This is a genomic window from Agrobacterium sp. 22-223-1, assembly GCF_053522385.1.
The window spans coordinates 1,877,943-1,902,739 of sequence record NZ_JBNWCN010000001.1 but is presented as its reverse complement, the minus strand read 5'-3'; the positions used below and the strand labels follow the sequence as shown (position 1 = coordinate 1,902,739).

Genomic DNA, 24,797 nt, shown 5'->3' with positions numbered 1-24,797 from the left:
AGAAGGAAACAGAGATGTCCACCATCACGCTCAACGCGCCGAAACTGTTCGATCTTTCCGGCCAGGTGGCGCTCGTCACCGGCGCCGGCTCCGGCATCGGCCAGCGGATCGCCATGGGGCTTGCCCAGTCCGGCGCAAATGTCGCGCTGCTTGATCGCCGCACCGATGACGGTCTGGCGCAGACGGCGGATTTCATCGCCAAGGCCGGGCGCAAGTCGATCCAGATTGCGGCTGACGTCACCAGCAAGCAGGCATTGACTGAAGCGGTTGCGCGTACTGAGGCCGAGCTTGGCGCGCTGTCGCTCGCCGTCAATGCGGCCGGCATCGCCAATGCCAATCCTGCCGAGGAGATGGAGGAAAGCCAGTTCCAGACGATGATGGATATCAACCTGAAGGGCGTTTTCCTCTCCTGCCAGGCGGAAGCCAATGCCATGCTGAAGAACGGCCGTGGCGCAATCGTCAACATCGCCTCCATGTCGGGCGTCATTGTCAATCGCGGGCTGATGCAGTGCCACTATAATGCCTCGAAGGCTGGCGTCATCCACATGTCGAAATCCATGGCGATGGAGTGGGTGGGTCGCGGCATCCGCGTCAACACCATCTCGCCGGGTTATACGGCGACTCCGATGAATACGCGGCCGGAAATGGTGCACCAGACGAAGCTGTTCGAAGAGCAAACGCCGATGCAGCGCATGGCGGGCGTGGATGAGATGGTTGGGCCGGCGATCTTCCTGCTGTCGGATGCCGCGAGCTTCGTGACGGGTGTGGATTTGCTGGTGGATGGCGGTTTCTGCTGCTGGTAGGGTTTTCGACGCGGTAGCGCTGAGGTGGACGATAGGGCGCGCCAGACCTATGGGCCAGGTTGACGCGGCTTTTTCCCTCCGTCACCCCGGACTTGATCCGGGGTCCAGTGCGATCAAGTCTTTGATCGCAAAAGACTCTTCTCACGGCGCAGACGCGCCGTGGCTGGATGCCGGATCAAGTCCGGCATGACGGAAGAGGAGAAGCCAGACGGTTTCACAAGCATCACGCCCGGCTTGCGCCGGGCGTTTTCGTATTCACACCACGAGCAGCAGATCAAGCAACCTGCTTCTGCAACACATCCTCGACAACCTCGCCCTTGAGGTAAGCAACGAGGTCCTTGATCGTCACGACCAGCAGACCGTGGCGTTCGGCGAAGACTTCGAGCTGGGGCAGGCGGGCCATGGTGCCGTCGTCATTGGCGACTTCGCAGATGGTGCCGCAGGGATATTTGCCGGCGAGGCGGCAAAGGTCCACGGCCGCTTCGGTGTGGCCGGTGCGGCCGAGAACGCCCTGCGGGTTGGCGCGCAGCGGGAAGATGTGGCCGGGGCGGGCGAAATCTTCCGGGCGCGATTCTTCCGATACCAGCGCGCGCACGGTCTTTGCCCGGTCGGCGGCGGAAATGCCGGTGGTGGTGCCCGGAATATAGTCCACCGAGACGGTGAAGGCCGTCTTGAGGGATTCGGTATTGCGCGACACCATCAGCGGAATGTCGAGCGCATCGAGACGCTCGCCCGGCATGGCGACGCAGATCAGCCCGCGCGCATGGTTCATCATGAAGGCGATCTGCTGTGGGGTGATGCTGTCGGAGGCGGCGATGATATCGCCTTCATTTTCGCGGTCTTCGTCGTCAACCACAATCACCATCTCGCCACGGGAAATGGCTTCGATGGCGTCTTCAATTTTAGCAATGGTCATTTTCTTTCAAGCCTTTCAAGGGTTATGCCGTTTTGCGGCATTTTCGCGCTTCGAGAAGCGCCAAATATCCCTTGGGCGAACAATGCAATGCGAAGCCCGCTCACGCGCGGGCGTCCTATGCCTTGTCCTCTTCCATCCGGACTATACCGTCGGCTCCGGCCTCTCACCGGATCTGCTGACCTTCCGGCTTTGGAGACCGGAAGCGCTCGCGGGCTCCGGGAAAAATCCCGATACCGCCGGTGGGGAATTGCACCCCGCCCTGAGAACGGAACCAACATAAATTATCAAATGGGAAGGAATCAAGGGGCAATGGTTCGTTGGGCGAGGGCCGGGCAGAAAGAAATCTCTCGGAAAGGCGTTTCTACGAGTATTTTAGTTCCGCCCGTTTTAGGTCGAGTTCCTACCGTGTTTTTCCATCGAGACCGATTTGATATTGGCGGCGCAAATCGTGGCCCGCTCGCCATCTGAAGTATCGTATTTATGTTGTTAATATTGGAATCTTATGATTTTTATATTGTTGTTATTACAATATGTATTTTCTTATATTTAAGGGAATTGTTGCATGTCAGCGACGCAGCAAATATCTGAAAGCCCGCAATTGCTCGCCGCGTTGGTCGCGGCTTCCACAGCCTTCACGCTGTGGATACTTGGACAATTTGTAGCGGTGGGCGTAGGATTCTGGAAAAAATCGCGAGAAAAAGAGAAATTTATTCGATCCCTGTATGCGGAAATCGACTTTAATACAGCCGATATGGCGATCTTCCTTGCCGCACCTATTTCCTATGTGACTTTCAGGGAGCGCATCAAGGAAAACAAAGATTTCGTCCCGCATATTACAGATGCACGTCATACACATTTCTATCTGAAGAATATCGATTCCATATCGGCCACTGGAAGAGAGTATATTGGAGATGTGGTCTATTTCTATGGTGTTCTGGATAAAATCCGCGCCAAGATAGATGGAATATACCGTAAGAGTTTCACCAATATTTCACTCGAGGGTCGGGAGAGCGCCATTCGTAGCCTCTACGAGCACGCGGAAGAGGCAAAGAAAACCGGCGAGAAGCTTTTGCAGACAATGGAAGGAAAATACAGGGGATACAAACTAAAGCGAAAAATCCGTTCGCCGGGCATCTCAAAAAACCAAAAAGCGCCGAAACCATAGTTCGACGCTTCGCTTCTCACAGTGGAAAGACGTTTAGATCAAAGTAGGATAGGATCAGGACCAATCATGTTGAGAACCCCTGCGTTGAGTATGTAATCTTGTCTCATGGTCAGTGCGGCATGTCAATGATTTGCCGAAGTGGCGGTATTTTTCGAGATAAGCCACTGCTTCAGCGGGTCAACGTTGACCAACCCTTTCCTCGTTACTTCACATATATTGTGATGGGGGCGTTTGATCGCAAGATAAGACGCCTTCTCCGAGAGGAGCTTACCGATCACGCAACCGCAATTCATCGGTCTGCATCTGCAGCGAACCGAGCGTCGAGAGGAAGCTCATGCCGAGCAGGCTCTGGCCCAATTGGCCATCCTGCGCGACGAGGGCGGGGATGTTGCGTCGCATGATCGGGCCAATGCTGATTTCCGAAAGGGTAACGGGCGCTGCCGCCGTGCGGCCATTCGCGGTCATCACTGGTACGGTATAGCGGAGATTTGTGGTGTCGATGCCGATTGCGGTCGCATCCGCATTGGCGAGCACCACCGAGCTTGCACCGGTATCGACCAGCATGTGGATCGTCTTGCCCTCGACGCCGACATTCGCCTCGAAATGGCCGCTCATCGATTTATGCAGGACGATTTCCTGTTCGCCGCCAGCCGTCGTCACCACCACGGCGCGGCCGGGCATCAGGCCACCCAGCAGCCGGTCTCCGAAGGATTGCAGGTCGTAGCGATAGAGATAGAGCGAGACGAGGCCGAGAATGATGACGAGCCATACGGCGAGCTGGCGGATGACGGTACTGAGGCTGCCGCGTCTTCCCGCCAGAATGCCGGCGGATAATAGGCCGGCAATGGGCAGAAGATAAAGCACGTGGGCGAATTGATCGTTATCGATGCCGAGCGTTCGGCCGCCGTCGTGATTGATGAGAAGCAGGCCAAGGCCGACGGCCAGCAGGAGGAGAACGATGGTCAGCCTGTTCATGCGGTATGCGTCTCCTTGGCGGTCTCGGGCAGGTTTGCCAGTCTTTGCGGCAGCAACCGCATGATTTCGCGGCGCTTCTCGTCGCTATACCCTGCCCAGCCGCCGATTTCATCCAGCGTCCGCCCGCAGCCGATGCAGAGGCTGCTGGTTTCATCGAGGCGGCAGATATGGATGCAGGGTGTTTCCATGATGATTTATATCAGGCTGTCACGCCGCAAGGGCAAGGGCGATGAGAATCACGATCTCCGTGATCTGCTGGCAGGCACCGATGGTGTCGCCGGTATGGCCGCCGATCTTCCTGTCGCAGAGCCTGCCGAAAAGGACGGCTGCCAGAAAGGCTGCCGCCAGCACGAGGGCAATCGACAGAAGCGGCAGCGCGTGCAGCGTGAAGAGTGTGAAAAGCAGTAGCCCGATCACCAGCGCGATGTTGCGCTCGCTTGTGCCCGGCTGACCGGCGCCGGCGGCGATGCCGGAGGTTTTGGCGGCGGGCAGGGATTGCCAGTGCCACACCATCAGGGCACGGCTCAGGACAAGCGCGGCGATCAGGGTGGCGGCGGCGGTCTTTGCCGGCAGCGTCTCAATGAGCGAGGCGAGTGCGGTGGCGCGAAGCGCAAAGGACAGGATCATGGCAATCGTGCCATAGCTGCCGATGCGGCTGTCCTTCATGATCTCAAGCATGCGGGCCTTCTCCTTGCCGCTGCCGAAACCGTCGGCCATGTCGGCCAGGCCGTCTTCGTGCAGAGCCCCCGTGATGAGAACCGTCAGGCCAATGACGAGCCAGCCGGTGAGCTGCGGAGAGGCGTCGAAGGCTGCGAAAACCACAATAAGGAAAGCGGCGGGCAGGGCGATCAGCAGGCCGGCGGCGGGAAAGGCGCGGGCGGTGCGGCGCATCGACACGCCGTCGGCATCATCGAAAAACCGCGAGGGAACGGGCAGGCGGCTCAGAAAGGCGAGGGAATGCATGACATCTGTTATAAAATCCCCGGCCTTCATGCTCTCTCCGTTGCAGTCGCTGCATTTCCGGTTGTTCCGCGGCGCATCCGCGATTATGAGAGGCGCAACAAAGACCGATTTGCCGGAAAACACAAGTTCCGGACGCATGAGCCGATGCGACAGCCAACCCGACGACGAGAAAGACAGATATCATGAGCATGAGCGGATTGCCCTTCGACGATTTCCGCGCGCTGCTGCGCGAGCTTCCCGGCCCGGATACGCACGCGCTTGTGGCGGCCAAGGAGCGCAATGCGCAGCTGACCAAGCCTGCCGGTTCGCTCGGACGTCTCGAAGAAATCGCCATGTGGCTGGCTGCCTGGTCCGGCCGTTCTCCGGCCGTCACCCGTCCGCTGGTGGCGATCTTCGCCGGTAATCACGGCGTCACCCGGCACGGCGTTACGCCCTATCCGACATCCGTGACCCAGCAGATGGTGGAAAATTTCGCGGCAGGCGGGGCGGCGATCAACCAGATCTGCGTTGCAAACGATCTTGGCCTGAAGATTTTCGATCTGGCGCTCGATTACCCGACCGGCGACATTACCTGCGAGCCGGCGCTTTCCGAGCGCGACTGCGCCGCCACCATGGCCTTCGGCATGGAGGCGATTGCCGGCGGCACCGATCTTCTCTGTGTCGGCGAAATGGGCATCGGCAACACCACCATTGCGGCGGCGATCAATCTCGCGCTTTATGGCGGCACGGCGGAAGAATGGACCGGTCCGGGTACCGGTTCGGAAGGCGAAGTTATGGCCCGCAAGATCGCGGCGGTGAAGGCAGCGGTGGAGTTCCACAAGGATCATCTGTCCGATCCGCTGGAGATCATGCGCCGTCTCGGCGGACGCGAAATCGCAGCGATTGCCGGCGCCATCCTTGCCGCCCGTGTGCAGCGCATTCCCGTGCTGATCGACGGTTATGTGGCGACGGCCGCTGCCGCTCTCCTCAAGGCTGCCAATCCTGCGGCGCTCGACCATTGCCTGATCGGCCATGTCTCGGGTGAGCCGGGCCATCTGGCCGCCATCGAAAAACTCGGCAAGACGCCGCTTCTGGCGCTTGGCATGCGTCTCGGCGAAGGCACGGGGGCAGCGCTTGCCGCCGGCATCGTCAAGGCCGCCGCCGCCTGCCATTCCGGCATGGCGACATTCGAAGCGGCGGGTGTGGACACCCGCATCAGTTCCCGCACCGACCATTGAGGCCGAAGATGGACGTGACGCCGCAAAAGAAGCAACCGGAACCCGCCTTTCGCAAGGAAAAAGGCTGGCGGCATCTTTTTGCCGCCGCGCGCTATTCCGTGCAGGGGCTTGGCCGGCTGTGGCAGGAAGCGGCGTTCCGGCATGAGGTTCTCGCCTTCGGCGTCGGGCTTGCCCTGCTTCTGGTCGTGGGCGCGCCGTTTGCCCATCTTCTCGTCTTTACGGTGCTGATGCTGTTGCTGTTTTCGGTGGAAGCGCTCAATACCGCCATCGAAGAGCTGGTGGACCGTATTTCACCGGAAATCTCCTCGGTCGGGCGGCACGCCAAGGACCTCGGCTCCTTCGCCGTCTTCTGCCTGTTGATGGCGAACGGATTTTTCGTGCTGTATTCTCTGGTAACGACGCTGTTCTTCTGAAGTTGTTAGCCTCGAGGCATTTCCGGATGGAAAACCGGGGGCCACTTTTCCTGGAAATGCCCTAAGCGAAGGATCGCCGGCGCGGCTGGATGGCGTGGGTTTCTTCCACGGCCGGCAGGCTTTGCAGCACACGTTTGGCCGGCAGGATGGCGATGCCTTCGGTGCCCTCGCGCAGTTTCGATTTCAGGATGAACTGGCCGTCATGCTTGGCGAGAATGGCCTGAACGATGGGCAGGCCAAGGCCGGTTCCCTGTTCGGCGCTCTTGATCGCGATCGATCCCTGACCGAAGGCGGACAGCACCACGGGAATTTCATCTTCGGGAATGCCGGGACCGTTATCCCTGATCGAGACATATTGGCCGCCGCCCGCCGTCCAGCCGGCTTTCACGAGGATTTCACCGCCCTGCGGCGTGAATTTCACGGCGTTGGATAGCAGGTTGAGGATGACCTGACGGATGGATTTCTCATCGGCCCAGACCTGCGGCAGGCTGTTTTCGAACTGCTGGGAAATTTTGATGTTCTTGGCGCGGGCGCGAAGCTGGATCATGCCGATGCAATCCTCGGCGATTTCCAGCATCGAGATCGCTTCTTCGTTGAGGTCATAGCGGCCGGCCTCGATGCGCGACAGGTCGAGGATTTCGTTGATGAGATCAAGCAGATGCTGGCCGGAGCGATGGATATCGCCGGAATATTCCTTGTAGAGCGGATTGTTGAGCGGGCCGAGCACTTCCGAGGACATGACCTCGGAGAAACCGAGAATGGCGTTGAGCGGGGTGCGCAGCTCGTGCGACATGGAGGCGAGAAAGCGCGATTTCGCCAGATTGGCTTCTTCCGCGCGCCGCCGCGCCTCGTCCGAAACCGAGTTCGCGACTTCGAGTTCGGCGATCAGGTCGTCCTTTTCCGTCTGCGAGGAGAGGAGCTTGATGCTGGTCTGGTAAAGGCGGCTGGTGATGCGATGACAGAAGAGGATGGCCATGCCGAACATCAGCGCGAGACCGACATCGAAAGGATTGCGCGAAATGGCCGATGTCATGCAGAGAGCCGCCAGCACCGGCAAAAAGGTCATGAAGGTCGCCCGCCGCAACATGAAATTGGCCATGGCGGTGAGCGAAAGCGCGATCAGCAGCGTCGAGCCCTTGAAGAAAAGCACGAGCGTCGGGTCGTTGCGCACCGGTTCGGCCAGCGCAAACATCGCCCAGGCGCAGCCGATGAGGATCTGCATGCCGAGGAAGAGACTTTTCCAGTGCTGAAGATTGTCGGCCGTGATCTCCTGTTTTGCCGCCCGCTTGGCCAAGAGCAGGGAAAAGGCGTGGAAGCTCAGCGCAATCAGCGACCAGATGATCAGGCTGATGTCGCGGGTTATATAAAGGCCGATGATGGAGGCGAGCAGGATGAAAAGCGGCATGATCATCGCGCCCTGCAGGGTTTCGGCGATGTGCATGGTCAGCATTTCGCGTTCATAGGCGTCGCTTGCGCCGGCCCCCTGCTGCAGGCGTTCACGCGTCGTCTTCACCGTGTCGAAGACCGCCTTGTTGCGGTGCTTTTTCGACCGGTCGACGATGATCTTGTCGGTGGACGTGCTGACGCTTTTACTCATTGTTACAACGCAGGGTGACATGAACCCTTGCAGACTATGCGCAAAATCTTAAGAAGATGCTGCCGTGAAAGGATTTGTTTGCCATTTCTGACAAGGGTTTGTTGTTACATGAGACGAAATGGAGGCAAGGGCAGGCGGTTTTCGGCATTTCGCGATGGCGGGCTTTTTCTCGCCACGGTTTTTCTCGGCATTCTGATCGCGGCCAAGCTCGACCAGATCAACAGCGAAACCTATAGCGGCCGCTTCTTCGTGATCGATGGCGATACGCTGTCGAAGGGTGAGGAACGTTTCCGGCTGCTCGGCATCGATGCGCCGGAGCTTGCGCAGACATGCCTGCGCGGCAGCGAAAGCTGGTCGTGCGGCGAGGAAGCGCGCCGTGTTCTGCAAAGGCTGGCCGGGGCTGAGGATTTTTCCTGTTCCGGCAGTTCCAGGGACCGTTACGGGCGGCTGCTGGTTTATTGTTCCGCCGGCGGCAGGGATGTCTCATCGGAAATGGTGTCGGCGGGTTTTGCCGTCGCATCCGGTTATTTCCAGTTCTCCAGCGAGCAGGCGGCGGCGCGCAGGCAGGCACGCGGCATCTGGGCGGGAGAATTCGAGAAACCGTCGCAATGGCGGCGGGAACACCGTGCCGCGGATCTGGAAACGCCGGCTGCGGGTTTCCTCACCATTGTCCGTCATCTTCTGGGGTGGGATCATGGTTGAGCTAGCGCCGGTGCGTGATGACGGGCTGGACGTATTGCGCGGCGAAATCGCCCGTTGTCGTCTCTGTCGCGACAAGCCGCTCAGGGGAATGGCCGATCGCCTGCCGCACGAACCCCGGCCGGTGGTCGTCATGTCGACCAAGGCGCGCATCCTGATTGCCGGGCAGGCCCCGGGGCTTCGCGTGCATGAAACGGGGCTGCCGTTCAACGATGCCTCGGGCGACCGGCTGCGGCAATGGCTGAACGTCGACCGACAAACATTCTACGATCCGGATCGTTTCGCCATCGTGCCCATGGGTTTCTGTTTTCCCGGTTATGACGACAAGGGCAGCGACCTGCCGCCTCGGCGCGAATGCGCGCCGCAATGGCGTGAGCGGGTAATAATGGCGATGCCGCAGGTGGAGCTGATCCTCGCCATCGGGCAATATGCACAGGCTTTTCACCTGGGTGAAAGGCGGCGCAAGACCATGACGGAAACGGTGCAGGACTGGCGCGGCTTTCTCCATACCAATTCCGGCCCCGGCATTTTTCCCCTGCCGCATCCAAGCTGGCGCAATACCGGCTGGCTGAAAAAGAACCCATGGTTCACCGAGGAACTGCTGCCGGTTCTGCGACAACATGTGGAAATGCGGCTTTAGTGAAACAATTTTCTGTTTTTCTCCAAAAATTAGTGTATTGAAAGGAAATTAATTCAGGAGGATAGACGCATTGGATCGCCTAGACCGTAAGATTTTGCGCATTCTGCAAGAGGATTCCACGCTGGCCGTTGCCGATCTGGCGAAAAAGGTCGGCCTTTCCACGACGCCCTGTTGGCGGCGTATCCAGAAGATGGAGGAAGACGGCGTTATTCGCCGGCGCGTGGCGCTGCTCGATCCGGTCAAGGTCAACACCAAGGTCACGGTTTTCGTCTCCATCCGTACCGCCTCCCATTCCATCGAATGGCTGAAGCGTTTCTCCGAGGTGGTTTCCGAGTTTCCGGAAGTCGTCGAATTTTACCGCATGAGCGGCGATGTCGATTATCTGCTGCGCGTCGTCGTGCCTGATATTGCGGCCTATGACGCCTTCTACAAGCGCATGATCGCCAAGATCGAAATTCGCGACGTGTCCTCCGCCTTCGCGATGGAGCAGATCAAATATACGACCGAACTGCCGCTCGATTACATGCTGTTGGACAATCCGAAATCCGGCGAGGAGTGATCCGCCGCCGGCCAGTTTTTCGACCAATGCCCTTTCCGGTTGCCGGGGAGGGCATTTTCATTTGCGGGTCTTTTTCTCCGTCGATCTGGCTTCCTAGGGGCTTGCCTTGCTGGAAGGTCCATCCGGTAGCCCCCGCCGGGGCACGACAATTCTATTCCGCCCATCGTGGCAAATTCGCACATTCAATTCTCCCAGAGCTATCTGCGCGCAAACTGCGATTTTGATAAAATCTCTCGAATATCTACGCTTTTACTGTCGAAGGATGGAATAGCGAGGGATATCCATATGCTTACACGACGCGGAACATTGGGACTGATTGCAGGTGCGACCGGGGCGGTGTTTCTGCCGCATATCCGGCGGGCGAGTGCCGCAACCACCACATTGCGGATTGGCTGGCAGAAGAATGGCGTGATAGCGCTCGCCAAAAGCCAGGGCGCGCTCGAAGCGTTGCTGAAGGATCGCGGCATCGAGGTCAAATGGTCGGAATTTTCCTCCGGGCCGCCGCTTCTCGAAGCGCTGGGTGCCGGCGCGCTGGATATCGGCCCGACCGGCGATGTGCCGCCGCTTTTCGCGCAGGCTGCGGGCGGCAATCTGCGTTATGTGGGTACTTACAAAGCGGCGGCCGGCGGATCGGCCATCCTCGTGCAGAAGGATTCGCCGCTGAAGACGCTGGAAGACCTGAAAGGCAGAAAGGTCGCCTTCAAGCGCGGCTCCAGCGCGCATAATGTCACCGTCAAGGCGTTGCGAAAGGCAGGGTTGACGTTGAATGACATTACGCCGGTCGATCTTGCCCCACCGGATGCGGCCGCCGCCTTCCGCAGCGGCAGCATCGATGCCTGGTCGATCTGGGACCCTTATTTCGCCGTGGCGGAAAAAGAGCCGACGACGCGGGTTCTTTCGACCGCCGAAGGCATCGTCGATCCGTGGAGCTATTTCCTTGCCAATGGCGATTTCGTGGAGACCAATCCCGATCTCGTGCCGTTGATCCTCAAGGAGCTGGCGAATGTGGGTGCGAAAGCGCAGGCCAATATCGATGCAACGGCAAAGTCGCTGGCGTCGATCACCGGCGTTCCCGAGGATGTCACCAAGGTCTCGCTGACGCGCCCGGGCGCCGATCTCGGGCGGGTTTCGCTGGTTCCGGATGAGGCCATCGCCTATCAGCAGGCGCTTGCGGATGAGTTCTACGATCTGAAGATCGTGCCGAAGAAACTCAACGTGGCGGATATCGTCTGGCGACCGAAGGCGAGCTGAGCGGGCCGGAAAGGTGAGTCTCTTCAATCCGCTGGCGGGTGTTGCTGAGAGGTTGATTCAGCAATGTTCCTTAAACGTAGGGTGAGCATGTCCCGCTTGCTTCTTCTCCCCGCCGGGGAGAAGTCCGCGGCAGCGGGATGAGGGGGCAAGGGTAGAGATAGATTGAGAGCTTGCCCCTCATCCGACCCTTCGGGCCACCTTCTCCCCGTCGGGGAGAAGAAAATTGCCGCAATGTTAGGGCATCAGCCCTTGAGCTTGGCAATCACCAGGTGGCCGGGCGTCGGATTGCCGTCCTGCATGCGCACGTTGATGTCGGTCACTTCGAGAACCTCGAAACCGGTTGCGGCCAGTCTTTCGCGGACATAGGTTTCCGCATGGGCGAAACGCTGGTGCGGGCCGACCATATAGGGGCGTCCGGCCAGGGTCGCTTCGGGCAGGGTTTCCGACGAGAAGATCAGCAGGCCGCCGGCGTTGAGGTTTTCGGCGGCGCCGAAAAACAGCGGCTCCAGCGCGCCGAGATAGGGCAGCACATCGGTGGCGGTGATGATGTCGAAAGGCTCGTCGTCATTATCCTCGAGAAAATCCTCGGCTTCGGCAACATAGAGCGTCTCGTAGAGGTCCTTTTCATGGGCGATTTCGACCATGTTTTCGGAAATGTCGATGCCGGTGATATCGTCGGCCATGTCGCGCAGCGCCTCGCCGGTGAGGCCGGTGCCGCAGCCGAGATCGAGCAGGCGCTTGAACGGGCCGAGGTTCAGCGTCTGCAGCCGCTGGCGCACCATCATCGGCACAGCGTAACCGAGCTGTTCGACAAGAATATCCTCGAAAGCTTCGGCATGCTGGTCGAACAGGGTTTCGACATAGGCGTCGGGCGCCTTCGGCGGGGTTTCGCCCCGGCCCATGGCGGCGATGCGAACGGCCGCTCCGCCGTGATCGTCCGGATCGATGGCCAGAACCTCTTCATAGGCCTTCACCGCCGCGTCCACATCGCCGGCTTTTTCAAGCGCGAGAGCGCGGTTATAGGCCTCGGCAAGCGCCTCTTCGTCGATTTTCTGGTTCTTCGTCATCGTGCCTTATCCGTCAGCATCTTCAGTTGAGGTTTGCTGTAAGCCGCATCGGGGACGGGCGCAATGTTTATGTGGCGCGATGGCTCAGTGGATGATGAACTCCCCCTTGAGCGCTCGCCATTCCTGCGCCGAGATTACCTGCCGGTGCACGTAGCGGACGGAATGCAGCGGTCCGTCGAGCTTTTCCTTCCAGAATTTGAGGAAGCCATGCATCTCAGGGAAGTCCGGGGCAAGATCATAGTCCTGCCAGACATAGGTCTGGAGAACCAGCGGATGATCCGGCAGGCGATAAAATATCTGGGCGGTGGTGAGGCCGTAGCCTCTCAGCATCATTTCCATGTCCTTGTTCATGACGGCGGTTCCCGTTTCCATGATTGCCGATCACAGCGTTACCGCTGTATCGAATATGGGAACACGTCATGGTTAATCCAAGCTTGCCAAAGACATGGGTTGTCACAAAATATTTATATTTTTCAAAATGTTGGCAGCCTTCATTGATGAGTGCTGCCAACGTTGCGACTAGCGCTTGAGATGCCGGGTCAGGCGGGCTTCCAGCCATGCCCAGACATGCCGCAGCGTTTCGACGATCGTCAGGTAGAAGATCGCGGCCCAGAGATAGGCCTGATAGTCGAAGGTGCGGGAAAAGGCGTAGCGGGTCTGGCCCATCAGGTCGAAGACCGTGACGATGGAGACCACCGCCGAACCCTTGATCATCAGGATGATTTCGTTGCCATAGGGACGCAGCGCCACGATGAGCGCCTGGGGCAGGATGATCTTGCGGAAAGTGACGAGTTTCGACAGGCCGAGCGAGGCGGCGCCCTCATGCTGGCCGCGTGGCACGCTGCGGATCGCGCCGCGCAGGATTTCGGCCTGATAGGCGGCGGTGTTGAGGGTGAGCGACAACAGGCCGCAATACCAGGCTTCGCGGAAGAACCACCACAGGCCGACGGTTTCCAGCCCCTGGCGGAAACTGCCGAGGCCGTAATAGATCAGGAAAAGCTGCGCCAAAAGCGGCGTGCTGCGGAAGACGTAGACATAGGCATAGGCCAGCGCGCCGACGATGCGGTTTTCCGACATGCGGCCGAAGGCGATCGGCACGGAAAGAATGGCGCCGAGAATGATCGAACTGCCGACGAGGGTAATGGTGGTGATGAGACCGTCGATATAGCGCGGCCCGTAACGCTGGAATTTGTCCCAGTCCCAGCCCTCGATCATGGCGAAGATCAGTCCGGCGGCGAGCAGCAGCCAGAGCGTGATGACGGCGATGCCGACGATGCGCGAAATATTGATCGGCTTTTCCGCGACGGCCGGGGCGGGGCGGGGGGGAATGAGTTCCTGAATATGGCTCATCGGCTCACCTCCGACTTGCGCGACCAGCGATCGATGAAGCCGATGCCGATGGAGGAAAGCAGCGCGAGGATGAGGTAAAGCAGGCAGGCGATGCTGTAGAAGAAGAAGGCTTCCTTGCTGACGCGGGCGGCGATGCCGGTCTGGCGAACGATATCGGCAAGGCCGATGATCGATACGTAGGACGTGTCTTTCAGCAGGATGACCCAGAGATTGGTCATGCCGGGAAGGGCGATCCTGACCAGTTGCGGAATGATGATGAGCACCATGGTGCGGCCCCGCGAAAGCCCCAGTGCCGCACCCGCTTCATATTGCCCCTTCGGTATGGCCTTGAAGGCGGAGAGCAGCACTTCGGACGCATAGGACGAAAACACCACGGACAGCGCCACCATGCCCGCCACGAAGGCGTTGATCTCGACCGGACCGGTGATGCCGACATAACCGGCCACCGATTGCAGCAGCATCTGGATGCCGTAATAGACGATGAAAAGCGTCAGCAGTTCCGGCAGGCCGCGAAAGATGGTCGTGTAGATACCGGTCGCCAGCCGCAGCGATTTTTCTTCCGATTGCGCGGCGAGCGCGATGAGGAAACCGATCAGCAGCCCGACGGGCAGGGTGGCGAGCGCCAGCGAGATGGTGACCTTGACGCCGAAGGCGATTTCGTCGCCCCAGCCCGCATCGCCGCAGGCGACCAGGGTGCCGTTTCCGAAAAGCGAGAAGAGACCGACCGGCCCGCAAAAGGGATCGAGAAGTGTCGAGACATAGGTCCAGAACGCACCTATGGCGGAAAATGCTCCGCTCATGCCAATTTTCCCCTGCGGTCTTAAGCCGCCGTGATTGTTATCGTGACGTTTTCAAACAAAAATGGCGGAAGGGCAAGCCTTCCGCCACGAGATTTCAACAGATCGAACGGGCTTACTCGCCGTAAACGTCGAAATCGAAGTATTTTTTGTTGATCTCCTGATACTTGCCGCTGGCGCGAATGCCGGCGATGGCGGCGGTGAACTTGTCGGCAAGCGCCGTGTCACCCTTGCGGACGGCGACGCCCGCGCCATTGCCGTTGATCTCGACATCGACCGGAAGCGGCGTCAGGATCTTGCAGCACGCGCCCGCATCCGTCTTCAGCCATTCCGACAGAACGACGATATCGTCGATGACGGCGTCGATACGGCCATTGGCGATGTCGAGCTTATATTCGTCGGCGGTCGGATACATCTTCACGTCGGCATCGGGGAAATGCTTTTCGGCATAGTTGGAGTGGGTGGTGGAACCCTGCGCGCCGAGCGACTTGCCCTTCAGATCCTCGACGGATTTGATCGGCGAATCCTTCGGCACGGCGATGGCCGGCGGGGTGTTGTAATATTTTTTGGAGAAGTCGACCTTCTCGAGACGCTCGGGCGTGATCGACATGGACGCGATGATGGCGTCGAACTTCTTGGCCTGAAGGGCGGGAATGATGCCGTCCCAGTCATTGGTGACGAAGGTGCATTCGGCCTTCATTTGTTCGCACAGCGCCTTGGCGATGTCGATGTCGAAGCCGGTCAGGGTGCCGTCGGCTTCGAGATTGTTGAAGGGCGGATAGGCGCCTTCGGTGCCGATGACGATCTTGTCCTGCGCGAGGGCTGCGCCGGAAAACAGCGAGATGGCAGCAATCGATACGGCTGCGAGCAGACGGGTGGAAATAGGCATTTCGATCCTCTCTTTTGGTCGTTCATCCGCGGTCTGTTGTTGTTTTCAGTGCGGACGCCATGGGCGCAGGGCGCAGCGGATGATGCCGCCTGTAGCCTTCAGCGCGGATGCGATTATTCATCCGGTTGGTCAAAAAATGCAACTGCAATATTAGTGACCGCGATTGTGCCGCAGAGCTTCCACGAAAACGCCTTGATCTGTTCATTTCCGGTACAGAAGGCTTTGTCCATCATGGGAACCGAAGCCTGTGCGAGGCGTTGACCAGCGCCTGCACGCGCAGCCGGAATCAAGATGTCGCAAGACTGGCGACCAATAATGGCAGATGAGGAAACACCGATGCTGAAGAAGAACACATTGCTGACGGGGGTGGTTTTCCCCCTCATGTCGCTGGCGATTGCGGTGGAGCCGGCCGCGGCCGGTTTTGCCGGTGCTGCGCGGGCGCAGACGCCCGTGTCGCAGGCGCTTCCCGGCGATGCTGCGACCGGCCGGGTGATTTTGGCGCAGGCACAGCCGGAAGAACCGAACCCGGAAGAGGAACTGCGCAAGCGTCGCAAGCAGGCCGAAGAGGAGCAGCCGCAGGCCGAGCCGCAACGACAGGAGCGTGCGCCGGAGCCGCAGCGCGAACCGGAGCCCAAGCGCGAAGCCGCGCCTGCCGAACCGCGCCCTGAGCCGCAAAGGGAACCGCAGCCTGAGCCCCAGCGGGAACCGCAGCAGCGTGAGGCTCGCCCTGAGCCCGCGCCGGCCGAGCAGCCGCAGGAGCGTCCCCGCAAACCCGAACGCGCACAGGAGCCGCAGGGCGAGGGCGAACAGCGCCCCGCACGCCAGCGCGAGGCCGCGCCCGAAGCCGCACCTGCCGAAGAGCAGCCGAAGGAACGTCCGCGCAAGCCGGAACGGGCCGAGCAGCCCGCAGGTGAGGGCGAGCAGCGTCCCGAGCGTCCCCGCAAGGAGCGCGCGAAGGAACCTGCTGCCGAACAGGAGCCCGCAGCACGCCCTGAAAATGCCGGCGAGCCGGCCAAGCCCCGCGAACCGGCACCCGCCAAAAAGCCACCGGTAGAGGAAAAGGCCCCGGAACAGAAAGCCGAGCCGGCCGAAAAAGCCGTTCCGGAGAAAAAGCCGGCCGCCCCCGAGCCCGCCGCGAAGGAAGCACCGGTTCCGACCGAAGCGCCGACGCCCGCGCGTCCGCCGGCACCTGAAGCCCAGCCAAACCCCGCACCGGGCCGTCAGCCTTCGGAACAGCCGCCGGTAGAGGGTCAGGGCAGAACCGAACCCGCAGCCCCGCTGCCAGGCGCGCCGACGCCGCCGCCGAGCGGTACGACAACCGGACAGGCGCCGGCCGGTGAACCCGTTCCCAATCAGGTCGCTGTTCCGCAGACGGAAGCGCCGCCGATGACGAAGGAAGAGTTGGATAAGGCCAAGGCAATCGCCAAGGACCCGTCCAAGACCGCCGATACCGTCATTCTGCCGGTCGACAAGGGCGCCGCCGTTCTCGACAGCGACAAGGAAGTGGAACGTTCCGGCAACCGCCAGACCCGCGAGGAGCGCCGTCGTGAACGCGAACAGGCCGGTGACGTGAAGGTTCCGACTTCCGACGCCGAGGCGCAGCGCGCCGGCGCCGCCGAAGGCAAGGCCCCGCCGCCGCCCGTCAAGATGGAAGCCATCACCTCGCAGCAGGGCGAGCGTGTCGACCGTCGCCCGCAATATGAGCGGCCGGAAGGCGTGCGCGAATGGCAGCCGCGCGAAGGCCGTCCGCGTGATCGCGACCGCGATGCGCCGATCATCCTGCAATTCGGCGACCGTGTCGTGGTGCGCGGCGACGACAACCAGCGCTTCATCCGCGATGGCGGCGAGCCCTATTACGAGCGTCTGCCCGGCGGCCGTGTCCGCGAAACCGTGGAGCGCCGTGACGGAACGCAGGTGGTGACGATCCGCAACCGATATGGTGACGTGATCCAGCGCTCGCGCATCGACGATCGCGGCCGCGAATATGTGCTGTTCTATGCACCGGAGCTGATGGAAGATCCCGACCGCGATTACGTCTATCGCGATCCGGGCCTCGACCTGCCGCCGATGCGCCTGCGCATTCCCGTGACGGACTACATCATCGACACCTCGAGCGATCCGGACCGCGATTATTACCGCTTCCTGGAACAGCCGCCGGTCGAGCCGGTGGAGCGTGTTTATTCGCTGGATGAAGTGCGTTATTCGGCCCGTATCCGCGACAAGGTGCGCCGTATCGACCTCGATACCATCACTTTTGCCACCGGCAGCGCCGAAATCCCGATGACGCAGGCCCGTTCGCTGCGCAAGGTGGCGGATGCCATCAACAAGGCGCTGGACAAGAACCCGGGTGAAACCTTCCTGATCGAAGGCCATACCGACGCCGTCGGTTCTGATGAAAGCAACCTCGTGCTTTCCGACGAGCGCGCCGCTTCCGTCGCCAACGTCTTGACCGATGTTTACGGCATTCCGCCGGAAAACCTCGCGACGCAAGGTTATGGTGAGCGTTACCTGAAGGTCCAGACGCTCGGCCCGGAACAGCAGAACCGCCGCGTCACCATCCGCCGCGTGACGCCGCTGGTGAAGCCGGTCGCCCAGAAGTGACTAGGTTCTGATGAAAAACAAAGGCCCGGAAAGCGCAGGCTCTCCGGGCCTTTTTCATTGGGACAGGCTTTCCAAATACGCGACGTCATCCTCGCCCTTGAGGCGAGGATCTAATCACGTTTCCTCCGGTCGAGACGTAGCAGATGCTCGGGACAGGCCCGAGCATGACGGAGGAAGTGTTTGTTCCAGCCTCCAAAACCCCCCAGCACTCACTTTGGGAACCGCCCGAAGAGGAGATGTGTGTCTTCAGTTCAGCGCGACCGCGATTTCCGCCGCCAGCTGGGCATTGTTGCGCACCAGCGCGATATTGGTTTCCAGGCTGCGGCCATCCGTCAGGCGGAAGATGTCGCCGAGCAGGTAGGGGGTGACTTCCTTGCCGGTGATATCGTCGCGTTCGGCGTGGGAGATGGCGCGGTTGATGTAGATTTCCATCTCCTCGCGCGGAATTTCGTCCTCTTCCGGCACGGGATTGGCCACCAGCATACCGCCCTCGATACCCAGCTGTTCGCGGGTTGTCTGGAAATTGGCGATTGCCGCCGGGCTGTTGAGCGAGAGCGGGCTCGGCAGGCCGGAGGAGCGCGACCAGAAAGCCGGGAATTCTTCCGAGCCGAAAGTGACGACCGGCACGCCATTGGTTTCGAGAACCTCGAGCGTCTTCGGAATATCGAGAATGGCCTTGGCGCCGGCGCAGACGACGATCACGCCGGTCTTCGCAAGCTCGGTCAGATCGGCGGAGATGTCGAAGGTCTCTTCCGCGCCCTTGTGTACGCCGCCAATGCCGCCGGTGGCGAAAACGCGGATACCGGCGCGGGCGGCGGCGATCATGGTGGCGGCCACCGTGGTGGCGCCGGTGCGGCGCTCGGCGATCGCAAAGGCGATATCGGCGCGCGAGACCTTCATGGCGTCGGTGGTCTGGGCCAGCGCCTCGAGCTGGTCTTTCTCAAGGCCGATATGCAGGGTGCCGTGAATGACCGCGATGGTGGCCGGAACAGCACCCTGATCGCGGATGATCTGTTCGACGCTTTCCGCCATCTCGATATTGCCTGGGTAAGGCATGCCGTGGGTGATGATGGTCGATTCAAGTGCCACGATCGGCGCACCGCGCTGCTTGGCGGCGGCGACTTCCTGAGAATAGACGATTGGAAGGAGCGGGGAGATAGGGCGGGTCATTTCATCTGTTCCAGTTTTTAAAAGCGGGTTCATGCCAGCATTTCAGCCTGGGGAACAAGCCCCAACATGGCTTCGACACTGTCTTTTGATAGGTCCTGGGAGGTGGCGAAGGGCGATTGCACGGTGATGGCGGCCGCCGCCGCGCCTTGCCTCAACGCTTCCGCAATCGTCTTTCCCTCGGCGATGGCGGCGAGATAACCCGACGCCATGGCGTCGCCCGCGCCGGTTACGTCCTTCACCTCGCGGATGAGGGGCGGGTGGAGGATCGCCGTCTCCGTCCTGCTGAAGGCCACCACCTCGCTTGCGCCGCGGGTAACGACGCCGCCGGCAAGCCCGGCCTTGCGCAGGATGTTGGGCCAGTCGCGAACATTGGCAGTCGTTTCGCCGGTCAGCGCGCGGGCTTCCGCCTCGTTCATGAAGAGGATGTCGATATCGCCGAGCGCCGCTTTCAGCTTCACCGCCTTGGCGGGGGATATGGCGATGGCCGCCAGCGGCTTTTCGCAGGCGCGGGCGACGAGGCCGAGCGCCGTCAGCGTGTCTTCCGGCAGATTGGCGTCGCAGAGCAGGATATCGCTCGCCGTGATCGCCTCGCGCACGGCGCGTATCTTGAGGCGGCGCGGGGTGAAGAGCTTGTAGAGGTCCATATCGGCAAGCGCGATGATGAGATTGCCGTCACGCTCCAGAATGGCGGTGTAGCTTGGCGTGCGGCGGTCCAGGAAGGTGAAGGGCGTGTCTTCCACGCCCGCCTGCCGTGCGGCCTCTGCCACCGCCTCACCGGTCGTATCGCCGCCGCGCGGGGCGATGATGCGGACCTGAAAACCGAGGCGGGAAAGATTGCGCGCGGCATTGAAACCGCCGCCGCCGGCCTCTTCCATCCAGGAGCCGGGGTTGCTCGCGCCGGGCGCCGTCTCAGTCTCGATCATGCCACGCCTGTCGATATGCGCGCCGCCCAGAACGAGTATTTTCTTCACGCTTGCGTTTCCCTCTCTGGCGGATGGAAAGACCGGACGATTCGGCCTAAACTGACGTCTTCCTGACCTCGCATCCGGTTTGCGGCCATAGGCCGGGCACGGAAAAACGAAAGCAGAACAAACGACTTATCGCTATTTGTTTTCAATATGCTGGCTCAGCCTTGCGAAATAAGAACAAATAGAGTACATACCGTTTCCATACTGCTTCATTGCCTGTGCGGCTTCAATAACCTAAAGGTGGTTCGGATGGCACAAAATTCTTTGCGTCTCGTAGAGGATAAATCGGTGGATAAAAGCAAGGCACTGGAAGCGGCGCTCTCCCAGATCGAACGGTCGTTCGGCAAGGGATCGATCATGAAGCTCGGTTCCAATGAAAACGTGGTTGAAGTGGAGACCGTTTCGACGGGTTCGCTCAGCCTGGATATTGCGCTCGGCATCGGCGGTCTGCCGAAGGGGCGCATCATTGAAATTTATGGCCCGGAAAGCTCGGGCAAGACGACGCTGGCATTGCAGACCATTGCCGAAGCCCAGAAGAAGGGCGGCATCTGCGCCTTCGTCGACGCCGAACATGCGCTTGATCCGGTCTATGCCCGCAAGCTCGGTGTGGATTTGCAGGGCCTTCTGATCTCGCAGCCCGACACGGGCGAACAGGCGCTGGAAATCACCGATACGCTGGTGCGCTCCGGCGCGGTTGACGTGCTGGTCGTCGACTCAGTTGCGGCGCTGACGCCGCGGGCGGAAATCGAAGGTGAAATGGGCGATAGCCTGCCGGGTCTTCAAGCGCGTTTGATGAGCCAGGCGCTGCGCAAGCTGACGGCGTCGATCTCCAAGTCTAAGTGCATGGTGATCTTCATCAACCAGATCCGTATGAAGATCGGCGTCATGTTCGGTTCGCCGGAAACGACGACGGGCGGCAACGCGCTGAAGTTCTATGCGTCCGTTCGTCTTGACATTCGCCGTATCGGCGCCGTCAAGGAGCGCGAAGAGGTTGTCGGCAACCAGACGCGTGTGAAGGTCGTCAAGAACAAGATGGCGCCGCCCTTCAAGCAGGTGGAATTCGACATCATGTATGGCGAAGGCGTTTCCAAGACCGGTGAGCTTGTCGATCTCGGCGTGAAGGCCGGTATCGTCGAGAAGTCCGGTGCATGGTTCTCCTATAATAGCCAGCGTCTGGGGCAGGGGCGTGAAAACGCCAAGATATTCCTGCGCGACAATCCGGAAACGGCCAATGAGATCGAACTGGCGCTGCGCCAGAATGCCGGCCTGATCGCCGACCGCTTCCTGCAGAATGGCGGGCCGGACGCCGGCGAAGGCGACGACGGCTCCGACGAAGGCTGACACCTTCCGTGAAGGCTCGGGCATTGCCACCCGCAGACTTTGCCGAACTGATATAGATCAAAAAGGGTCGTGCGATTTTTCTTCGCGTGGCCCTTTTTAATTGCCTATATGTCTTGCTTCGCCTCCATGGCTGGACAGGGCAGGATGCGAACGATAAAAGCCAGTGATTTTGCAATAAAGCCATCGTTCCCGATGGCAATGATGGACTCCAGCTGTGAGCGGTGTGTGGGCATGAGCGGTGTGAATGAAATTCGGTCGACCTTTCTCGACTACTTCAAGAAGAACGGACACGAGATCGTGCCCTCCAGCCCGCTGGTGCCGCGCAACGATCCGACACTGATGTTCACCAATGCCGGCATGGTGCAGTTCAAGAACGTCTTCACCGGTCTTGAAAGCCGTCCCTATTCCACGGCCGCTTCGGCGCAGAAATGCGTGCGCGCCGGCGGCAAGCATAACGACCTCGACAATGTCGGTTATACCGCCCGTCACCACACCTTTTTCGAAATGCTCGGCAATTTCTCCTTCGGCGATTATTTCAAGGAAGAAGCGATCACCCATGCCTGGAACCTGATCACCAAGGAATTCGGCATCGACCGCAATCGTCTGCTGGTCACCGTTTACCATACCGACGACGAGGCCTTTAACCTTTGGAAGAAGATCGCCGGTTTCTCTGACGACCGTATCATCCGCATTCCGACCAGCGACAATTTCTGGGCGATGGGCGATACCGGCCCCTGCGGTCCCTGTTCGGAAATCTTCTACGATCATGGCGATCATATCTGGGGCGGCCCGCCCGGCTCGCCGGAAGAAGATGGCGACCGTTTCATCGAAATCTGGAACCTCGTCTTCATGCAATATGAGCAGCTGACGAAGGAGGAGCGCATCGACCTGCCGCGTCCGTCGATCGACACAGGCATGGGTCTTGAGCGTATTTCCGCGCTGTTGCAGGGCAAGCATGACAATTACGATACGGACCTGTTCCGCGCGCTGATTGCCGCTTCCGTGGAAGCGACCGGCGTTCCGGCCGAAGGCGAAAAGCGCGCCAGCCACCGCGTCATCGCCGACCATCTGCGTTCGTCCGCCTTCCTGATCGCCGATGGCGTCCTGCCGTCGAACGAAGGTCGCGGTTATGTTCTGCGCCGCATCATGCGTCGCGCCATGCGCCATGCCGAGCTTCTCGGCGCGCGCGAGCCGCTGATCTACAAGCTGCTGCCGGCGCTGGTGCAGCAGATGGGCCGCGCCTATCCGGAACTGGTCCGTGCCGAGGCGCTGATTTCCGAGACGCTGAAGCTTGAGGAAACCCGTTTCCGCAAGACGCTGGAACGCGGCCTGTCGCTGCTGTCAGACGCCACCTCGACCCTGCACAAGGGCGACATGCTGGATGGCGAAACCGCCTTCAAGCTCTACGACACCTATGGCTTCCCGCTCGACCTGACGCAGGATGCACTGCGCGCCCGCGAAATCGGCGTCGATATTTCCGGCTTCACCGATGCGATGGAGCGCCAGAAGGCGGAAGCCCGCTCGCACTGGGCCGGTTCCGGCGACAAGGCGACGGAGACCGTCTGGTTCGAGCTCAAGGAAAAGCTCGGTGCGAGCGAATTCCTCGGTTACGACACCGAAACCGCCGAAGGCGTCATCCAGGCAATCGTCAAGGACGGCAAGGCTGTGGATAGCGCTGCCGATGGTGAGACGGTGCAGGTCGTCGTCAACCAGACGCCGTTTTATGGCGAGTCCGGCGGCCAGATGGGCGATACCGGCGTGATTTCCGGCGACAATGGCGCCTTTGCCGTTTCCGATACCCAGAAGAAGGGCGAAGGCCTCTTCGTGCATTTGGGCACGGTCTCCAAGGGCGGTCTGAAAGTTGGCGATGCCGTTCAGTTGACGGTCGATCATGACCGCCGTTCGCGCCTGCGCGCCAACCATTCCGCCACCCACCTGTTGCACGAGGCGCTGCGCGAAGTGCTCGGCACCCATGTCGCCCAGAAGGGTTCGCTGGTTGCGCCCGAGCGCCTGCGTTTCGACGTTTCGCACCCGAAGCCGATGTCGGCCGAGGAGCTGAAGGTCGTCGAAGAAATGGCGAACGAAATCGTTCTGCAGAACTCGCCGGTCGTGACCCGCCTGATGAGCGTCGACGACGCCATTGCCGAGGGCGCCATGGCGCTGTTCGGTGAAAAATACGGCGACGAAGTTCGTGTCGTCTCCATGGGCACCGGCCTGCATGGCGCAAAAGCCAATCGTCCCTATTCCGTCGAGCTTTGCGGCGGCACGCATGTGGCGGCCACCGGCCAGATCGGCCTCATCCGCATTCTCGGCGAAAGCGCCGTCGGTGCGGGCGTGCGCCGTCTCGAAGCCGTGACCGGGCAGGGCGCGCTTGCCTATCTGGCAGAACAGGATGAGCGGGTTAAGGCGCTTGCTTCTTCGTTGAAGGTGCAGCCGGGCGATGTGCTGTCGCGTGTCGAAGGTCTGCTCGATGAGCGCAAGAAGCTGGAGCGCGAGCTTGCCGATGCCCGCCGGAAGCTTGCCATGGGCGGCGGTTCGGCGGATGCCGGCGCAAGCGATGTCAAGCAGGTTGCTGGCGTCAACTTCCTGGCAAAATCCATGTCCGGTATCGATGCCAAGGACCTCAAGGGTCTTGCCGATGAGGCCAAGGCCAATCTCGGCTCGGGCGTCGTGCTGCTGATCGCCGTTTCCGAAGACGGCAAGGCAAGCGCTGTCGCAGCCGTTACCGAAGATCTGACGGCCCGTTTCAGCGCTGTCGATATCGTCCGCACCGCTTCCGCCGCACTTGGCGGCAAGGGCGGCGGCGGCCGTCCCGATATGGCGCAGGCCGGCGGCCCGGATGGCGCCAGGGCACAGGATGCCATTGAAGCGGTGGCGGCGGCGCTGGCTGCCTGATCGGTGTGAATTGAAGAGGGCGGGGTTTTACCCCGCCTTTTTTGTTTCCGCCTTCAAAGACAAGATGGTTGCGCGCCGAGGACGCGACGGAGGGAAGCGATGCGCTTTGTAAATCCTATTCCTTTCGTGCGCGATATCGGCCGTTCGAAGGCGTTTTATCGTGACAGGCTCGGCCTGAAGATTGTCGAGGATTGTGGAAACTTCGTCCTCTTTGAAACTGGCTTTGCAATTCATGAGGGGCGGTCGCTCGCGGAGACGGTCTGGGGCACATCGTCGGGCGCGGAAGAGCCCTATGGCAGACGGAATATGCTGCTTTATTTCGAACATGCGGATGTCGATGCAGCTTTTCGAAATATCGCGCCGCATGTGGAGCTTATCCATCCACTCGAGCGACAGGCCTGGGGGCAGAGGGTGTTTCGTTTTTACGATCCGGACGGGCACGCGATAGAGGTCGGGGAGCCGCTCGGCCAGTCCGGTACATAACCCGCCGCGATGATCGATAGGATATTCGATTTTCGGGC

General features: G+C 60.4%; 24 protein-coding genes and 1 riboswitch. Of the genes, 12 read left to right on the top strand and 12 right to left on the bottom strand.

Annotated features, from left to right (window positions below; translation table 11 throughout):
- Positions 1-14 precede the first annotated feature (14 nt).
- On the top strand, positions 15-803 hold the full coding sequence (locus tag ACQZ60_RS09430) for an SDR family oxidoreductase (RefSeq protein WP_065115987.1): 789 nt from the start codon (positions 15-17) through the stop codon (positions 801-803).
- 274 nt (positions 804-1,077) lie between these two features.
- Here ACQZ60_RS09430 and ribB read toward each other — a convergent pair whose 3' ends face one another.
- Complete coding sequence (ribB, locus tag ACQZ60_RS09425; RefSeq protein WP_080851608.1) at positions 1,078-1,719, bottom strand: 3,4-dihydroxy-2-butanone-4-phosphate synthase; 642 nt, start codon at positions 1,717-1,719, stop codon at positions 1,078-1,080.
- 120 nt (positions 1,720-1,839) lie between these two features.
- A riboswitch (FMN riboswitch) is annotated at positions 1,840-1,990 on the bottom strand.
- A gap of 291 nt (positions 1,991-2,281) precedes the next feature.
- On the opposite strand from ribB, the gene ACQZ60_RS09420 reads away from it, so the two are divergent.
- Positions 2,282-2,884 carry a hypothetical protein gene (locus ACQZ60_RS09420; protein WP_125146930.1) on the top strand — a complete coding sequence of 201 codons (603 nt, stop codon included), beginning with the start codon at positions 2,282-2,284 and terminating at the stop codon, positions 2,882-2,884.
- A 267-nt stretch (positions 2,885-3,151) separates the two neighbouring features.
- Here ACQZ60_RS09420 and ACQZ60_RS09415 read toward each other — a convergent pair whose 3' ends face one another.
- The 3 genes from ACQZ60_RS09415 to ACQZ60_RS09405 are packed head-to-tail and all read right to left on the bottom strand — an operon-like array spanning position 3,152 to position 4,852.
- Positions 3,152-3,859, bottom strand: a complete 708-nt coding sequence (locus tag ACQZ60_RS09415) for a TIGR02281 family clan AA aspartic protease (protein ID WP_448735137.1) — start codon at positions 3,857-3,859, stop codon at positions 3,152-3,154.
- Positions 3,856-4,047: a DUF1289 domain-containing protein gene (locus ACQZ60_RS09410; RefSeq protein ID WP_035262220.1), complete on the bottom strand. Its 192-nt coding sequence runs from the start codon at positions 4,045-4,047 to the stop codon at positions 3,856-3,858. The genes ACQZ60_RS09415 and ACQZ60_RS09410 overlap by 4 nt, the downstream gene beginning before the upstream one ends.
- A gap of 19 nt (positions 4,048-4,066) precedes the next feature.
- Positions 4,067-4,852 (bottom strand): adenosylcobinamide-GDP ribazoletransferase, encoded by a 786-nt coding sequence (locus ACQZ60_RS09405; RefSeq protein WP_448735136.1) that lies wholly within the window; start codon positions 4,850-4,852, stop codon positions 4,067-4,069.
- Positions 4,853-5,004: 152 nt separating this feature from the next.
- On the opposite strand from ACQZ60_RS09405, the gene cobT reads away from it, so the two are divergent.
- Entirely contained in the window at positions 5,005-6,039 is a 1,035-nt protein-coding gene (gene cobT, locus ACQZ60_RS09400) for a nicotinate-nucleotide--dimethylbenzimidazole phosphoribosyltransferase (protein WP_003522166.1), read from the top strand.
- 8 nt (positions 6,040-6,047) lie between these two features.
- Positions 6,048-6,452, top strand: coding sequence for a diacylglycerol kinase (locus ACQZ60_RS09395; protein WP_020012886.1), 405 nt, complete (start codon positions 6,048-6,050; stop codon positions 6,450-6,452).
- Positions 6,453-6,513: 61 nt separating this feature from the next.
- Here the strand turns inward: ACQZ60_RS09395 and pdhS2 are convergent, their stop codons facing one another.
- The gene (pdhS2, locus tag ACQZ60_RS09390; RefSeq protein WP_035262217.1) at positions 6,514-8,049 is read right to left on the bottom strand and encodes a two-component system sensor histidine kinase PdhS2; all 1,536 of its coding nucleotides are present in this window, start codon (positions 8,047-8,049) and stop codon (positions 6,514-6,516) included.
- Positions 8,050-8,157: 108 nt separating this feature from the next.
- On the opposite strand from pdhS2, the gene ACQZ60_RS09385 reads away from it, so the two are divergent.
- The 4 genes from ACQZ60_RS09385 to ACQZ60_RS09370 all read left to right on the top strand — a co-directional run bounded on the left by ACQZ60_RS09385 (position 8,158) and on the right by ACQZ60_RS09370 (position 11,198).
- Positions 8,158-8,751 (top strand): thermonuclease family protein, encoded by a 594-nt coding sequence (locus ACQZ60_RS09385; RefSeq protein ID WP_448735135.1) that lies wholly within the window; start codon positions 8,158-8,160, stop codon positions 8,749-8,751.
- Entirely contained in the window at positions 8,744-9,388 is a 645-nt protein-coding gene (locus tag ACQZ60_RS09380; protein WP_448735134.1) for a uracil-DNA glycosylase family protein, read from the top strand. The genes ACQZ60_RS09385 and ACQZ60_RS09380 overlap by 8 nt, the downstream gene beginning before the upstream one ends.
- Positions 9,389-9,458: 70 nt before the next feature.
- Complete coding sequence (locus ACQZ60_RS09375) at positions 9,459-9,947, top strand: Lrp/AsnC family transcriptional regulator (protein WP_003507846.1); 489 nt, start codon at positions 9,459-9,461, stop codon at positions 9,945-9,947.
- Between the two features lie 285 nt (positions 9,948-10,232).
- Entirely contained in the window at positions 10,233-11,198 is a 966-nt protein-coding gene (locus ACQZ60_RS09370) for an aliphatic sulfonate ABC transporter substrate-binding protein (RefSeq protein WP_269827506.1), read from the top strand.
- Positions 11,199-11,440: 242 nt separating this feature from the next.
- Here the strand turns inward: ACQZ60_RS09370 and ACQZ60_RS09365 are convergent, their stop codons facing one another.
- The 5 genes from ACQZ60_RS09365 to ACQZ60_RS09345 all read right to left on the bottom strand — a co-directional run bounded on the left by ACQZ60_RS09365 (position 11,441) and on the right by ACQZ60_RS09345 (position 15,301).
- On the bottom strand, positions 11,441-12,265 hold the full coding sequence (locus ACQZ60_RS09365) for a class I SAM-dependent DNA methyltransferase (RefSeq protein WP_174056994.1): 825 nt from the start codon (positions 12,263-12,265) through the stop codon (positions 11,441-11,443).
- Positions 12,266-12,349: 84 nt separating this feature from the next.
- Positions 12,350-12,616, bottom strand: a complete 267-nt coding sequence (locus tag ACQZ60_RS09360; protein ID WP_003522173.1) for an usg protein — start codon at positions 12,614-12,616, stop codon at positions 12,350-12,352.
- A 168-nt stretch (positions 12,617-12,784) separates the two neighbouring features.
- Positions 12,785-13,615 carry an ABC transporter permease gene (locus ACQZ60_RS09355; protein WP_059760408.1) on the bottom strand — a complete coding sequence of 277 codons (831 nt, stop codon included), beginning with the start codon at positions 13,613-13,615 and terminating at the stop codon, positions 12,785-12,787.
- Positions 13,612-14,415, bottom strand: a complete 804-nt coding sequence (locus ACQZ60_RS09350; RefSeq protein ID WP_059760406.1) for an ABC transporter permease — start codon at positions 14,413-14,415, stop codon at positions 13,612-13,614. Before ACQZ60_RS09350 ends, ACQZ60_RS09355 begins: the two co-directional genes overlap by 4 nt.
- A 112-nt stretch (positions 14,416-14,527) precedes the next feature.
- The gene (locus ACQZ60_RS09345; protein WP_142779400.1) at positions 14,528-15,301 is read right to left on the bottom strand and encodes an ABC transporter substrate-binding protein; all 774 of its coding nucleotides are present in this window, start codon (positions 15,299-15,301) and stop codon (positions 14,528-14,530) included.
- A 336-nt stretch (positions 15,302-15,637) separates the two neighbouring features.
- On the opposite strand from ACQZ60_RS09345, the gene ACQZ60_RS09340 reads away from it, so the two are divergent.
- Complete coding sequence (locus ACQZ60_RS09340; RefSeq protein WP_448735133.1) at positions 15,638-17,902, top strand: OmpA family protein; 2,265 nt, start codon at positions 15,638-15,640, stop codon at positions 17,900-17,902.
- 246 nt (positions 17,903-18,148) lie between these two features.
- Here ACQZ60_RS09340 and ACQZ60_RS09335 read toward each other — a convergent pair whose 3' ends face one another.
- Together ACQZ60_RS09335 and ACQZ60_RS09330 are read right to left on the bottom strand one after the other, a co-directional pair.
- Entirely contained in the window at positions 18,149-19,072 is a 924-nt protein-coding gene (locus tag ACQZ60_RS09335; RefSeq protein WP_003525163.1) for a pseudouridine-5'-phosphate glycosidase, read from the bottom strand.
- A 29-nt stretch (positions 19,073-19,101) separates the two neighbouring features.
- A complete protein-coding gene (locus ACQZ60_RS09330; RefSeq protein ID WP_448735132.1) occupies positions 19,102-20,043 on the bottom strand; it encodes a carbohydrate kinase family protein in 942 nt (313 codons plus the stop codon).
- A gap of 246 nt (positions 20,044-20,289) precedes the next feature.
- On the opposite strand from ACQZ60_RS09330, the gene recA reads away from it, so the two are divergent.
- From recA to ACQZ60_RS09315, 3 genes are all read left to right on the top strand, one after another.
- Entirely contained in the window at positions 20,290-21,381 is a 1,092-nt protein-coding gene (gene recA, locus ACQZ60_RS09325; protein WP_059760399.1) for a recombinase RecA, read from the top strand.
- A 231-nt stretch (positions 21,382-21,612) separates the two neighbouring features.
- A complete protein-coding gene (gene alaS, locus ACQZ60_RS09320) occupies positions 21,613-24,276 on the top strand; it encodes an alanine--tRNA ligase (RefSeq protein ID WP_448732836.1) in 2,664 nt (887 codons plus the stop codon).
- A gap of 99 nt (positions 24,277-24,375) precedes the next feature.
- A complete protein-coding gene (locus ACQZ60_RS09315) occupies positions 24,376-24,759 on the top strand; it encodes a VOC family protein (protein WP_020811593.1) in 384 nt (127 codons plus the stop codon).
- The last annotated feature ends 38 nt before the right edge of the window (positions 24,760-24,797 follow it).